This window comes from Streptomyces sp. NPDC111606, assembly GCF_055656945.1.
The window spans coordinates 118,384-131,955 of sequence record NZ_JBVKBY010000008.1 but is presented as its reverse complement, the minus strand read 5'-3'; the positions used below and the strand labels follow the sequence as shown (position 1 = coordinate 131,955).

Here is a 13,572-nt window from a genome sequence, read left to right as displayed (position 1 = left end):
CATGGCAGCGGAGACAGTCAAGAGCATGGCTCTTGCCAAGGCGATCAACGAATCGCTGCGGCACGCGCTCGACGCGGACCCCAAGGTCCTCATCATGGGCGAGGACGTCGGCAAGCTCGGCGGCGTCTTCCGGGTCACCGACGGCCTGCAGAAGGACTTCGGCGAGAGCCGGGTCATCGACACCCCGCTGGCCGAATCGGGCATCGTGGGCACCGCGATCGGCCTGGCCCTGCGCGGCTACCGCCCGGTGGTGGAGATCCAGTTCGACGGCTTCGTCTTCCCGGCCTACGACCAGATCGTCACGCAGCTCGCAAAGATGCACGCGCGCTCGCTGGGCAAGGTCAAGCTCCCGGTCGTCGTCCGCATCCCCTACGGCGGCGGCATCGGCGCGGTCGAGCATCACTCGGAGTCGCCGGAAGCCCTCTTCGCGCACGTGGCGGGCCTGAAGATCGTCTCGCCGTCCAACGCGTCGGACGCGTACTGGATGATGCAGCAGGCCATCCAGAGCGACGACCCGGTGATCTTCTTCGAGCCCAAGCGGCGCTACTGGGACAAGGGCGAGGTCAGCACCGAGGCGATCCCGGGCCCGCTGCACAAGGCGAAGGTCGTCCGCGAGGGCACGGACCTCACGCTGGCCGCGTACGGCCCGATGGTGAAGCTCTGCCAGGAGGTCGCCGCCGCGGCCGCCGAGGAGGGCCGCAATCTGGAGGTCCTGGACCTGCGCTCGGTCTCCCCTCTGGACTTCGACTCGATCCAGACGTCGGTCGAGAAGACCCGCCGCCTGGTGGTGGTCCACGAGGCCCCGGTGTTCTTCGGCTCGGGCGCGGAGATCGCCGCCCGGATCACGGAGCGCTGCTTCTATCACCTGGAGGCCCCGGTGCTGCGGGTGGGCGGCTATCACGCCCCGTATCCGCCGGCGCGTCTGGAGGAGGAGTACCTGCCGGGCCTGGACCGGGTGCTCGACGCCGTCGACCGTGCCCTGGCGTACTGAGGAGAGGGTCGTGACGACGATGACGGAAGCGTCCGTGCGCGAGTTCAAGATGCCCGACGTGGGCGAGGGACTCACCGAGGCCGAGATCCTCAAGTGGTACGTCCAGCCGGGCGACACGGTCACCGACGGCCAGGTGGTGTGCGAGGTCGAGACGGCCAAGGCGGCCGTCGAGCTGCCCATCCCGTACGACGGGGTGGTCCGCGAGCTGCACTTCCCCGAGGGCACCACGGTGGACGTCGGTATGGCGATCATCGCGGTGGACCTGGCGGGCGGAGCCGCTCCGGCGCCGACTGCTCCGGCGCCGGCCGCGCAGCCGGAGGCCGCTCAGGAGGAGCCCAAGCCGGAGGGCTCGGGCCGCCAGCCGGTCCTGGTCGGCTACGGCGTGGCCCAGACCTCGACGAAGCGCCGCCCGCGCAAGGGTGCCGGCGTCCCGCAGCAGGAGCCCTCGACGCCGGCGCAGGCACTGCAGTCCGAGCTGAACGGCCACGGCCCCGCGCCTGCGGTGACGTCCGACCGACCGCTGGCGAAGCCGCCGGTGCGCAAGCTGGCGAAGGACCTGGGCGTCGACCTGGCCACGGTGACTCCGACCGGCCCCGACGGCATCATCACGCGCGAGGACGTCCACGCGGCGGTGGCCCCGGCCGCCGAGCCGGTGCCCCAGGCTGCCCCGGCTGCGCCGGTCGTCGCCCCCGCCGCCGCACCGGCGCCGGTGGCCGCGGCCACGTACGACACGGCCCGTGAGACCCGTATCCCGGTCAAGGGCGTGCGCAAGGCGACGGCGGCGGCGATGGTCGGGTCGGCGTTCACGGCGCCGCATGTCACGGAGTTCGTGACGGTGGACGTGACGCGCACCATGAAGCTGGTCGAGGAGCTCAAGGCGGACAAGGAGTTCGCGGGCCTGCGCGTGAACCCCCTGCTGCTGATCTCCAAGGCCCTGCTGGTCGCGATCAAGCGCAACCCGGACGTCAACGCGTCCTGGGACGAGGCGAACCAGGAGATCGTGCAGAAGCACTACGTCAACCTGGGCATCGCTGCGGCGACCCCGCGCGGCCTGATCGTCCCGAACATCAAGGACGCCCACGCCAGGACGCTTCCGCAACTGGCCGAGGCGCTCGGCGAGCTGGTGTCGACGGCACGGGACGGCAAGACCACCCCCGCCGCGATGCAGGGCGGCACGGTCACCATCACCAACGTCGGCGTCTTCGGCGTCGACACCGGCACCCCGATCCTGAACCCCGGCGAGTCCGCGATCCTCGCGGTCGGCGCGATCAAGCTCCAGCCGTGGGTCCACAAGGGCAAGGTGAAGCCGCGTCAGGTCACCACGCTGGCACTCAGCTTCGACCACCGGCTGGTCGACGGTGAGCTGGGCTCCAAGGTGCTGGCGGACGTGGCGGCGATCCTGGAGCAGCCGAAGCGGCTGATCACCTGGGCGTGAGCCACGGGCATTAGGCGACAGGCGAAAGGGGCGGCCACTCAGGAGTGGCCGCCCCTTTGCCGTGTGACTGCGGGCGTCAGCTGATCCTGGCGTAGCCGTAGTTGATCAGCTTCTTCACGTCAGCCGTGCGGTTGGCCTCCGAGGAGGCGGTCAGCACGGCGCCCATGACCTGCTCGCCGTTCATCGTCGCGGCGAAGACGAGGCAGTACTTGGCCTCGGTGCCGGAGCCGGTCTTGATGCCGAGCGTGCCGTTCCAGCCGAGCAGCGCGTTGGTGTTCTTCCACGCCGCCATCGTGCGGGTGGAACCGGTCTTCGTGATCGTCTTGGCCGTGTACGACTTGGTCTTCACGACGGTCTTGAACGTGGAGCTCTTCATCACGCTGCGGGCGAGCTTCGTCAGATCGCGCGGCGTCGAGGCGTTGGAGCCGTTGCTGATGCCGTCGAAGGAGTCGAACTTCGTGTTCGTCATGCCCAGGCTCTTGGCCATGGTGTTCATCTTGCCGATGAAGTTCTTGGTGCGGGCCGAGACCGTCGTGCCGGAACCGAACTTGTCGGCGAGGGCCATCGCGGCGTCGCAGCCGGAGGGCAGCATCATCCCGTACAGCAGCTGACGGACGGTCACCTTGTCGCCGACGATCAGGCGGGCCGTCGACGGGTAGCCCTTGCGGACCATGTAGTCGCTGACCTCCTTCTTGATGGTCACCTTGGTGTCCAGGTTCAGGTTCGACTGCGACAGCACGACCTTCGCCGTCATGATCTTCGTGGTCGAGGCGGTGAGCCTCTTGGTGTCGGCGGCCTTGGTGAAGAGCGTCGTGCCGGTCGCGCTGTTCATCAGGTACCCGCCCTTGGCGGTGATGGAGGGCGCCGTCACGGCCTGCGCGGGAGCCGCGGTGAGAGCTCCGGTCACGAGCACGGCGCCGGTCGTGACGGCGACGGCTGCGGCTCTGCGGACGCGGAAGCCCTTTGTGGCGGTTATCAACTTAAATACCCCGATTACGTCGAATGCCCCGAAAGTGCGGCCGAGTTGGAGGGGGAAGAGTGGGGCCGCACGTGTGTGACACGTAATTAACACAGAAGGTTGTGCACCGGATGCGGCAGGTGCCGCTTCTTTGCCCGGGGATTCCTTTTGGGGTCCGCATGGTGGACGCCGGCCGTCATGCGTACGTGTTGTATCTATGCTGTGGCCATGCCTTCCGCCCCGCTCAAGCAGCCACCCGCCGCCGACCGCGTCTACACCCACGTCAAACAGGGTGTCCTGGACCGCCGTTACGAGGGCGGCACGCTGCTCACCGAGGGCGAGCTCGCCGAAGCCGTGGGCGTTTCGCGCACTCCGGTGCGGGAGGCGCTGCTGCGGCTGGAGGTCGAAGGGCTGATCAAGCTCTACCCGAAGAAGGGCGCACTGGTCCTGCCGGTCTCCGCACAGGAGATCAAGGACGTGGTGGAGACGCGGATGCTCGTCGAGGAGCACGCGGCACGCAAGGCCGTCCCCGCGCCCCCCGCACTCATCGAGCGCCTGGAGGAACTGCTCGCCCGGCAGAAGGCACAGGCCGCCGCCGGTGATCTCGCCGGGGCCGCCGTCACCGACCGGTGCTTCCACGTGGAGATCGTCCGCAGCGGCGGCAACGAGATCCTGTCGCGGCTCTACGACCAACTGCGCGACCGGCAACTGCGCATGGGCGTGGCCGTCCTGCACTCCCACCCCGACCGGATCGCCAAGACCCTCGTCGAGCACGAGGAGATCCTGCAGGCCCTGCGCGCCGGGGACGCCGAGGAGGCCGTCGGACTGGTCCACCGGCACATCGGCTGGTTCTCGCATCTGGCGCGGGGTGAGGAGCGATGAAGGCTGCCGCGTTGCCGGGCGATCCTCCCGGCGGCCGCCGCGCCCTGGCCATCTGGGGCATAGGCGTCTCGGTCTACTTCGTCGCCGTCATCTTCCGTACGTCCCTCGGGGTCGCCGGCCTCGACGCGGCGGACCGCTTCGACGTGAACGCCTCGGCCCTGTCGACGTTCTCGATCCTCCAACTGCTCGTGTACGCGGGCATGCAGATACCCGTCGGCCTGCTGGTCGACCGGCTCGGCACCAAGAAGGTGCTGGCCATCGGTGTGGTGCTGTTCACGGCGGGCCAACTCGGCTTCGCCTTCTCGCCGTCGTACGGCACGGCCCTCGCCTCGCGTGCGCTGCTGGGCTGCGGCGACGCGATGACGTTCATCAGCGTGCTGCGGCTCGGCACCCGCTGGTTCCCGGCCCGGCGCGGCCCGCTGATCGCGCAGCTCGCGGGCCTTGCGGGCATGGCGGGCAACCTCGTCTCCACGCTGGTCCTGGCGCGGCTGCTGCACGGGGTGGGCTGGACGGCGGCGTTCGCGGGCAGCGCGGCCGCCGGTGTCGTCGTACTCGTCCTGCTCCTCCTGTTCCTCAAGGACCACCCCGAGGGGCACGAGCCGGAGCCGCTGCTGCACCAGGGGTCGGCGTACGTACGACGCCAGATAGCCGCGTCCTGGCGGGAACCCGGCACCCGGCTCGGGCTGTGGGTGCACTTCACGACGCAGTTCCCGGCGATGGTGTTCCTGCTGCTGTGGGGCATGCCGTTCCTGGTGGAGGCGCAGGGGCTGTCGCGGGCGACGGCCGGTGAACTGCTCACCCTGGTCGTCCTGTCGAACATGGTCGTGGGCCTGGTCTACGGCCAGGTCGTCGCCCGGCACCACGAGGCGCGGCTGCCGCTGGCGCTGGGCACGGTGGGGGCGACGGCGGTGCTGTGGGCGACGACGCTGGCCTGGCCCGGTGAGACGGCGCCGATGTGGCTGCTGATCGTGCTGTGCACGGTGCTCGGGGCGTGCGGGCCCGCCTCCATGCTCGGCTTCGACTTCGCGCGGCCGGCGAATCCGCCGGAGCGTCAGGGGACGGCGTCCGGGATCACCAACATGGGTGGGTTCGTCGCCTCGATGACGACACTGTTCGCGATCGGCGTGCTGCTGGACGCGACAGGTGACGACTACGCCGTGGCCTTCTCGGCGGTGTTCGTCCTCCAGGCCCTGGGCGTCAGCCAGATCCTGCGGCTGCGCACGCGCGCGGCGCGCAGGGAGCGGGAACGGCTGGTCGCCAGCAGGGTGGAGACCGTACACGTACCGGCATAGCCGCCAGGAACGTCAGCCGCGGACGGGTACGAGCGTGAGGTAGGCGATCCCCAGCACCCCGCGGTAGCTCATCCACTGGGCGCGATGCCGGTCGAGGCGCTCGCGCGTCTCGGCCGCGAGCGGGTGATCCGGGTGTTCGGCGAGCCAGATCTCGACGTCCGCCTGGTACCCCGACTCGAACTCCTCCCACTCCCCGAGGGTCGCCGTCTCCGTCCACTCCGGGCGGAAACCGGCGTCGACCACGAGGTCGAGCAGGGTGGCGAGGTCGTGGTGGTCGGTGGGGGCGGCTCCGGGCCACATGCCGGACAGTTCGGCAGGGGTCGGGGTGCGCTGCCAGAAGCCCTCCCCGAGCAGCACGCGTCCGCCGTCGGCGACCAGGCGGCGCAGTTCGCGCAGGGCATCGGTGAAGAGCTGGGGCGGCTCGGCCGAGCTCAGGGCCTGGCTCGCCCCGACGCACAGGACCAGGTCGGCCGGCCCGCGTGAGGTCCCGACCGCGGACTCCTCGACGAACTCGGCCCTGCGCGCCAGCCCTCGGTCCTCGGCAAGGCGGCGGCCCCGCGCGAGATCCTCGGCCTTGATGTCGATACCGACCCCCGTCGCGTCCGGCGCGGCGGCCAGAACGCGCAGCATCAGCTCGCCCCAGCCGCAGCCGATGTCGAGGACCGACGTGGGGTTCGTACGGGTGAGCCGCTGGACGAGACCCTGCGCCCGTGCCTCGGACAGCGGACCGTGGAAGGTCAGCCTGGTGAGGCGGGGCGGTTCGTCGGTACGGGGGCCGGGGGCGGCCTCGGTTTCAGTTGTCGTATCAGTCACGGCACGCACGCTAACTCCGCGTCCCCTGCCGCGGACAGCGAATAACGGGCAGGCGCCTCGCGGCACCCGGCGCCCGGCACCCGGCGCCCGGCGCCCGAAGGGCTGCTACGGCGTGACCGTGAAGTTCCGCAGGATCGCCGCCGTCAGGTCCGCGTCGCCCTCCGACTTCAGCCGGTCCGCCGCCGACTCCGGTGTGATGCGGCCGCAGGCAAGGCGGACGTAGGTCTCCCAGTCGAGGGTGAGGGTGGCGGCAGGGCCCAGCGCGGGGGCCGTCTCGAGGGTGCCGCGGCCCTGGATGTCGATGCGGATCGTGCGCAGGAACTCGATCGGGCCGTGAACGTCGAGGACGATCGCCGAGCTGCGGGGCGCGCCCGCCTTGGTGGCGACGATGTCGGGCAGCTTGCCGAGCAGGACGTCCCGGGCGACGTGCGCGCCGGGGGAGTCGAGGTTGCCGGGACGGCCGAGGGCCGCGCGCAGGTCCTGCTCGTGGAGCCAGATGTCGAACGCGTGGGTCCGCATCGCCTCCTCGAGGGTCAGCTCCGCCCCGAGCGGGCCGCGCACCTTGGTGCCGGGGTCGCGGGACTCGTTGCGCAGCTGGCGGTTGCGGCGGATGACCGTGTACTCCAGCTCGGAGGTCATCTCCGGCGCCGTGTGGTGGCGGCGGACGTCGACCTGCATCTCCATGTAGCGCTGGTGGTCGTTGGTGACGTGGAAGAGGTCGCGCGGAAGCGTGTGAATGGGACGCGGGTCGCCGAGCATCTCGCAGTCCAGGCCGATGACATGGGACACGACGTCGCGGACCGACCAGCCGGGGCAGGGCGTGCGCCGATTCCACTCGCCCTCCACAAGCGGCGTCACCAGCTCGGATATCGCTTCGATGGAGTGGGTCCAGGCGTCGGCGTAGGGCTGGAGGGTGGGATGCAGACTCACGGAAACGGGACCCCTCGGCGGTTGGAGCGTCGGTACGCGGGCAGGTTGTGGCGGCGGTGCCAGTGGGCGGCGGCTGCTGTCGGCGGGTGTCTTGAAACGCTAAGTTACGCTGCTGTGAGGCACCCCGGCAGTGCTTTCGTGTGACGATCGTAGGCCCCGCGTGGATGCGCGTGTGGACCGCTCGAATGCCAGGACGGTGGTAGTGTGCGCGCCTCTTTGCTGCAGATCGACGTCAATGAGGGCGAATCGGTCGAATCGCGTCGGGTGAGGGTCGCCTCGCTCGTGCGGGACCAGGCGGGTGCGGATCTGGTCGTCCTGCCCGAGCTGTGGACCACCGGGGCCTTCGCCTACGAGGAGTTCGGCAGCGAGGCCGAGCCGCTCGAAGGGCCGACGTACGAGGCGATGGCGAAGGCCGCGAGTGACGCGGGCGTGTGGCTGCACGCGGGCTCAATTCCCGAACGGGACCCCGACGGGCCGCTCTACAACACCTCTGTCGTCTTCTCCCCCTCCGGCGATCTGGCCGCCGCCTACCGCAAGATCCATCGCTTCGGCTTCGACAAGGGCGAGGCGGTGCTGATGGGCGCGGGCGAGGAACTGGTGACGGTCCGGCTGCCCGGCACGACCCTGGGCGTGGCCACGTGCTACGACCTCCGATTCCCCGAACTCTTCCGCGGCCTCGTCGACGCCGGCGCCGAGACCCTGGTCATTCCGGCGGGCTGGCCGGAGCGCCGCCGGGCGCACTGGACGCTCCTGGCTCAGGCGCGGGCGGTGGAGAACCAGGCGTTCGTGCTCGCCTGTGGAACGGCCGGGACGCACGCGGGAGTTCCCCAGGCCGGTCACTCGATCGTGGTCGATCCGTGGGGCGAGGTGCTGGCGCAGGCCGGTGCGGAGGAGCAGGTCCTGACGGTGGAGTTCGACCCGGGGAAGGTCGCGGTGACGCGGGATCAGTTCCCGGCGCTCAAGGACCGGATGCTGGGGCTGACGCCGCCGCGTCGCTGACGGCGCACCGCCCTCCCCGGCCGCCGCCCGTCAGTCGTCCCCTCGCTCCTTCTCCGCCAGGTGGATCACGCACACCGCCACCGCGATCAGCAGCGCCGGATCCGTGTCGTCCCGTACGACGTCCACGCCGTAGGTCTCCCGCACGTGCAGCCACCGGCGGGAGACGACGGCCAGCAGTTCGCCGTCGTACTCGACGGCGAACTCCCGGTCGAGGATCTTGCCGCTGACGTCGAGTTCCGTGCTGCCGTCGGCCAGGGAGACCCGGTAGTGGTTGCGCAGCAGGGACAGCCGCTTGCGGCGGATCGTGGCGAGCGGTTCGCCGGCCCGCTCGATCACCATCGTGTCGCGCAGGGCGAGCATCTTCTGGTGGATGTCGATGAGGACGTGCCCCTGGGCGTCCTTCAGCTCGAAGGTGTCCCGCAGCCGCATCGCCTTGCCGTCGACGAGGAACACCTTGTTGCCCCGGTCGTCCTCGATCCAGTAGTCGTCACCGAAGCCGAGGAGCCGGTCGCGTACGAGGAATCTCATGACACGAGGGGTTCCCCGCCGCCCGCCCCGAAACGCCGTCTGTAGGCCGAGGGGCTGAGCCTGTCCGGCGCCGCACACGCGAGCGGAGGTTCGCCCCGGTGCCGATTCCGCTCCTGGCAGCCACCACGCCCAGCGGCTTCTCCCCGCGCTCGATCAGCGCGCACGCCGGCCCACTCAACCCTGTCAGCCAGGCCAACGGCAGCGGCCCCTGGTTGCGCTCGGAAGCGGCGATGTCGGGGGGAGGGGTGAGGGACTGGCGACTCCGCCGTCCGGGCCGTCGGTCCGCCACCGTCAGCGGCTCCCTTCCCCGCCACTCCTGCACCCGCGTCGGCAGCAGGGCCGGCGACCCGTCCGGCACCGGCCGCTCCACGAACTGCTTCTGCCCGCCGTCCCGGTGCGCGGCGAACACTCGCCGTCGGGAGACCGCGTCCGCGACCTCGACGCCGTGGTCGCGCCGTACGACATGCACGCGCTGACCCTACGGTCACACCCCGGCTTCCACCGGGGCGTCCTCGTCGTCCAGGCCGCTCTCCTCGTCGTGGGTGATCTTCCGGCGGAGGTTCTCGACGTCCGTCTGCAGGCCGATGAGCAGCTTGTGGAGGTCGTCGAGGACGGGGAGCGAGACGATCGGGGTGTGGCCGCCGACTTCGGGTTCGAGCAGGTGCAGCCGGTCGAGGGCGTCCCGGGCGGCCGTCACGCTGTGGCGCAGCACCTGGCGTTGCTCCGCGGCGAGCTGGCTGGGGGGCCGGGACGTCTGCGTGACCTCCTGCCGCTCGGCCGGGTAGCCGATCGCGGCCCGGGGCAGCTCGGTGCCATCCGTCTCGCCGTTCGCCCCCGTGTCGGTTGCGCGGGTTTCCGCCTCCGCGGTGGCCTCCGTGGCACAGGTGTCATCCGGCATCGAGGCCGACGTCTCGGGCGTGGACAGCGGGCGGAGGGACGGGACGACGAGAGCCTTCGGAGGGTGAGCCTTGCGTGCGCGTTCGGGATTGGACGCCCACACGACGTCCCACTGGTGCAGCGTCACGGGCACACCGTCGGTGTCGCGCTCGATCCAGTCGTCGCTGCTGAGGTCGACCTTGAAGTGGATGTAGGGCGGTTCGGCCGCATCCCCCGTCCGCTCCTGGCGGATGAGCTGGCGCGCGGTCACGGCGTTCTCCGGCAGGGCGTCGCTGCGAAACCGGTTGGCGGCCAGTGCGAGGGTCCACAGACCCAGTCCGTTGTGCTGCTGCGAGAGGTCCTCGACGACCTGGTTGACGTCGGCGCGGAAGGGGACGCCCCCCTTTTCCTTGGCGACCAGCAAGGCCGAACCCACGTTCCGGGTGAGCAGCTTGTCGGCGATCAGCGCCACGCCGCCGGCCACGGCCAGGGTGCAACGGGCGTTGATGTCGCCTGTCATGGCCGGAGCCACGAGGTCGGTGAAGTCCTCCGTCGGGCAGGGCGTCCACTCCTGGAGCACGTCGGAGGTGAGGACGCCGCCGTTGTTCCAGGCGTTTCGGGCCTGGGTCGTGATCTGCTTCTTGTGCGAGCGCCACGGCAGGTCGATCAAGGGACCGAGGAGCTCGGCGAACCCCTTGAGACCCATGCGTTTGCCCCCCTTGATGGCTTTGGCCTGGTCCTTGAGGTGGTCCAGGAGTTCCGGTCGGGTCAGCCAGTACACGAGGTAGACGCTGCGCCACAGCGCGGTGCCGGGCGGGGGCGTGTCCCCGGGGACCATGTCGGGGAGTTCGGCCACCGGGATACGGCCTACGGCCAGGCCGTAGACCACCTGGAGATCGTCCTTGCGCACCTGCGAACTGCCCAGCTGGATCACGCGCTTGAGGGCACGGGTGGCGATCTCGACGTTCTGGGCGGCCGCGTCCCACTGCTTGAACTCCACGTGGACCGACGCCAGTACGGAGCGGATGGCGTCGTCGAAGATGTCCTCGGCGGCGAGGAGATGGCCCGGGTGTCCATGTGCGCCGACGGTGATCTGGGCGGGCAGGACGTAGGTCTGGGCGATCTGGGCCGCGCGCAACCCTGGTTCCTCGGCCGTGATCTCCCGCGCAAACTCCTCGGCGAGGCTGCGGCGTCTCTTCTCCCTCGCCTCGGCAAGCTGTTGCCCGAGCGGGAGGCCGCCCGCCGTGGGCCGGAGCGTGCCCGCCTTGCCGAACAGCGAGTCCACCGCGAGTGTCGCCGCCTCCGAGGCCTCGGCATTGGGGCCGGCGAGCACGGCCCAGGCGCTGGCGAGCCGGGTGATGCCGTCCCGGACGACCAGGGCGTGGAAGGACTCGGTGCCGTCCTCGAAGGCGATCTCGACGGGGTGGGTGATCAGGCTGCGGGTGACCTTGCGGGACAGGACGGAGGGCGCGTAGCTGTTGAGCGAGAGGGTGCCGTGGATGGTCTGCCACACATGGTCCCGGAGGTGGGCGAGGCTCCGGTACCGGTAGCGGACGATCGCGCAGGGGCGACCGCCGTCGGTGATCCCTTGGACCTGGGGGTCGGGAATCTCCATCACCTCCATTCCTGTACGGGGCTGGATACCGGGCAGAAACTCGCTCAGATGAACCCGGGTGACGACCGAGTGCAGCGTCGCACCGTCCACGTTCTCCACCATCAGCAGCCCGGCCGCTTCTTCGCCGGTGGGCCGCAGTTGTACGGCCACCGCGTCGGGGCCGGTGGTGGCACGGGCGATGGCCTGCCAGGCGGCCTTCGGCAGCAGAGCCACCGGATTGGCACTGCCCGCGTCGACCACCTTCGCCAGGTCGGCATCCGAAGAGGTGGACGGCAGCACGGGATCGACGTTGGACACCAGAACGGACTCGGTTCCCCAATGCACGGGGAAGGAACGGGGGGCCGGGGCAGGCATGGGCGTCCTCCAGGGGACGAGCGGGGCCGCAGAAGGCGGAGCGAAGGAGCGGAAACGAGGAAGAAGCACGGGATGAGGGAGCAGGACGGGACCAGAAGCAAGGGCGGAACGGGGCGGCCGGGAAGTCGGCACGACGGGCGTGCCATCTGCGAGCTCCTGGCCGCTCCGTAGGCCGGTGACGTCAGTTCAGAGCTGGAGGGGACCCTCTGCGTCGGGGTGCAGCTCCGCGAACCAGTCGGACAGGAAACGTCGGTTGTGCTGCCGGGCATGGTGCTGGTACGCGCAGTACGCGACGAACTCTGCGGCCTCCAGGAGGCCGTCCGTGTCGGCCGCGGCGCTGGGCAGGCTTTCGGGCGGCGTCGGTGACGGGGCGGCGTCGGTGACGGGGCGGCGAGGTCGTACCAGGTGGCGATGGTGTTCATGCGGATGACCGCGAGCGCGGATGTGCCGTCCGCCGTGTGACGGGCCGACAGCCGTTCGATGAGCGCCCGGGCAGCAGCCGCTCCGTTGGCGGTGTGCGGTCGGTGGGCGGTGCCGACCGTGGTGCCGGGCAGTTCAGCGATCGTCGCCAGTCCGCGCCGGAGGACCCGCTGGTATCTCCATTGTTCGGCCCTGTTGGGTCCGCGCCTGGTCGAGAGTGCGAGCGGTCGGCCCTGCCCGGCAGCGAGTTTCCTGGCGCGAAGGGTGTCACCGCGCCGGATGTTCAGCGCGGGGTCCGTGTACAGCTGTTCGCGGAAGTCGGCCCAAACGGCGGCGACAGCCTTGGATTCGAAGGCATCGAAGTTGATGCGCAGCCACCCGGCCAGGGTCAGGCCCCGGTCCCCGGAGAGGGCCGCGACATAAACGCATGGGAGGCGATAGTTCGCGCTAGCAAATGGTGGCCAATCCTCGCCGCCGGCGGCATGGGCAGGGGGTTGGTTCGCGAAGGTGTTCATGACTTACTCCATGGCACAGCAAGAGATGTGATGGAGCGTCCGCAGCAACGGCGGTGCTCGCGCGTTGCAGGAACCCCTTGCGTCACGCATTGACGACGTTACTGTCCGTCGGTTCATCCGAAGAAAGGAATATTGCGATCGGATCGGAATTGATCAGTACTTCACTCGATCCGAACCGATCGCGATCGAAGCGTGCCGAGAATAGGTGCTACTGGATCAAGTTACTTCGTGCCTCGGGATAGTTGTCGAATAGCTGCGGCAGCGGGCTCTGGCCCAGCTTGTCGAGAAGAGCGATGGCCGTGGCGATCGCCACGGTCTGTCCGAGGGCGCTGTTCTTCTCGATGACGAGCACGAACTCGTTCTCCGAGGTCGGCAGCCGCCTCGGCAGGGTGATGAGGCCGAGCTTCTCGAACTCGTTCGTGATCTCCTCGCACAACTCCGCGCTCAGCCGCTGGCGTTCCGGCGCGGCGTATTTCTTGATGAAGCGCATGGAGAGCCGCTTGATCCCGTGATCGACCTCTACGGCGTGCGCGATAACGGTGAAGTCCATAACTCAGTACATTACTGAGTTGATTACGGAGCTGTGCGGGCATACGAGAAAAGCTCCGCCCGACCGCGGAGCCTTTCTGTGCCGAGCTTCATTGGTGATCGAAAAGGAACGTCCGGGTCCTAGGCGCCGTAACCGTCGCTGTAGCCGTCCCGCCGATGGGGCTGCTCGCCGACGACCGGTGTCGTCGGCGGCACGACCACGCGCTTGCGCCTGGCGATGCTGCTGAACGTCGTGACGCCGATGAGCCCCACGATCATGAGGATGATCCCGACCAGGTCGAGATTGACCCCCTCCATCTCCCAGTCGGTCGCAAACGTGAGGATGGCTCCCGCGGCGATGAGGATGATGCACCCGCCGAGGCCCATGAGTTGTCGCCTCCCTGTCCGGTCCGGTGGTTCCGGTCGGAGGCGGGTA

At 69.6% G+C, this 13,572-nt stretch carries 12 protein-coding genes and 1 pseudogene; 5 read left to right on the top strand and 8 right to left on the bottom strand.

Annotation, left to right across the window (positions count from 1 at the left end; translation table 11 throughout):
* Position 1: 1 nt before the first annotated feature.
* Complete coding sequence (locus ACZ7M7_RS27410; RefSeq protein ID WP_328880473.1) at positions 2-991, top strand: alpha-ketoacid dehydrogenase subunit beta; 990 nt, start codon at positions 2-4, stop codon at positions 989-991.
* 10 nt (positions 992-1,001) lie between these two features.
* Positions 1,002-2,426 carry a dihydrolipoamide acetyltransferase family protein gene (locus tag ACZ7M7_RS27405; RefSeq protein ID WP_383628801.1) on the top strand — a complete coding sequence of 475 codons (1,425 nt, stop codon included), beginning with the start codon at positions 1,002-1,004 and terminating at the stop codon, positions 2,424-2,426.
* A 76-nt stretch (positions 2,427-2,502) separates the two neighbouring features.
* Here the strand turns inward: ACZ7M7_RS27405 and ACZ7M7_RS27400 are convergent, their stop codons facing one another.
* Positions 2,503-3,405: a D-alanyl-D-alanine carboxypeptidase family protein gene (locus ACZ7M7_RS27400; protein ID WP_383608453.1), complete on the bottom strand. Its 903-nt coding sequence runs from the start codon at positions 3,403-3,405 to the stop codon at positions 2,503-2,505.
* Between the two features lie 207 nt (positions 3,406-3,612).
* On the opposite strand from ACZ7M7_RS27400, the gene ACZ7M7_RS27395 reads away from it, so the two are divergent.
* Together ACZ7M7_RS27395 and ACZ7M7_RS27390 are read left to right on the top strand one after the other, a co-directional pair.
* The gene (locus tag ACZ7M7_RS27395) at positions 3,613-4,266 is read left to right on the top strand and encodes a GntR family transcriptional regulator (RefSeq protein WP_472121079.1); all 654 of its coding nucleotides are present in this window, start codon (positions 3,613-3,615) and stop codon (positions 4,264-4,266) included.
* Positions 4,263-5,558, top strand: coding sequence for an MFS transporter (locus tag ACZ7M7_RS27390; RefSeq protein WP_472121075.1), 1,296 nt, complete (start codon positions 4,263-4,265; stop codon positions 5,556-5,558). The genes ACZ7M7_RS27395 and ACZ7M7_RS27390 overlap by 4 nt, the downstream gene beginning before the upstream one ends.
* Positions 5,559-5,570: 12 nt before the next feature.
* Here the strand turns inward: ACZ7M7_RS27390 and ACZ7M7_RS27385 are convergent, their stop codons facing one another.
* Both ACZ7M7_RS27385 and ACZ7M7_RS27380 read right to left on the bottom strand, forming a co-directional pair.
* Positions 5,571-6,371 (bottom strand): SAM-dependent methyltransferase, encoded by an 801-nt coding sequence (locus ACZ7M7_RS27385; RefSeq protein ID WP_383608462.1) that lies wholly within the window; start codon positions 6,369-6,371, stop codon positions 5,571-5,573.
* A gap of 105 nt (positions 6,372-6,476) precedes the next feature.
* A complete protein-coding gene (locus ACZ7M7_RS27380) occupies positions 6,477-7,301 on the bottom strand; it encodes a maleylpyruvate isomerase family mycothiol-dependent enzyme (RefSeq protein WP_451169040.1) in 825 nt (274 codons plus the stop codon).
* A 204-nt stretch (positions 7,302-7,505) separates the two neighbouring features.
* Between ACZ7M7_RS27380 and ACZ7M7_RS27375 the strand changes: the two genes are divergently transcribed.
* Positions 7,506-8,300: a carbon-nitrogen family hydrolase gene (locus tag ACZ7M7_RS27375; RefSeq protein ID WP_383608468.1), complete on the top strand. Its 795-nt coding sequence runs from the start codon at positions 7,506-7,508 to the stop codon at positions 8,298-8,300.
* A 30-nt stretch (positions 8,301-8,330) separates the two neighbouring features.
* On the opposite strand, the gene ACZ7M7_RS27370 is transcribed toward ACZ7M7_RS27375, so the two are convergent.
* The 5 genes and pseudogenes from ACZ7M7_RS27370 to ACZ7M7_RS27350 all read right to left on the bottom strand — a co-directional run bounded on the left by ACZ7M7_RS27370 (position 8,331) and on the right by ACZ7M7_RS27350 (position 13,523).
* The gene (locus ACZ7M7_RS27370) at positions 8,331-8,828 is read right to left on the bottom strand and encodes an LURP-one-related/scramblase family protein (RefSeq protein ID WP_472121065.1); all 498 of its coding nucleotides are present in this window, start codon (positions 8,826-8,828) and stop codon (positions 8,331-8,333) included.
* Positions 8,825-9,297 (bottom strand): annotated as a pseudogene (locus ACZ7M7_RS27365) (AraC family transcriptional regulator); the annotation flags it as partial. The pseudogene ACZ7M7_RS27365 and the gene ACZ7M7_RS27370, both read right to left, overlap by 4 nt.
* A gap of 15 nt (positions 9,298-9,312) precedes the next feature.
* The gene (locus tag ACZ7M7_RS27360; RefSeq protein WP_472121062.1) at positions 9,313-11,673 is read right to left on the bottom strand and encodes a hypothetical protein; all 2,361 of its coding nucleotides are present in this window, start codon (positions 11,671-11,673) and stop codon (positions 9,313-9,315) included.
* 1,143 nt (positions 11,674-12,816) lie between these two features.
* Positions 12,817-13,158: a hypothetical protein gene (locus tag ACZ7M7_RS27355; RefSeq protein WP_472121058.1), complete on the bottom strand. Its 342-nt coding sequence runs from the start codon at positions 13,156-13,158 to the stop codon at positions 12,817-12,819.
* 119 nt (positions 13,159-13,277) lie between these two features.
* Positions 13,278-13,523: a DUF6458 family protein gene (locus tag ACZ7M7_RS27350; RefSeq protein ID WP_328425773.1), complete on the bottom strand. Its 246-nt coding sequence runs from the start codon at positions 13,521-13,523 to the stop codon at positions 13,278-13,280.
* Positions 13,524-13,572: the final 49 nt, after the last annotated feature.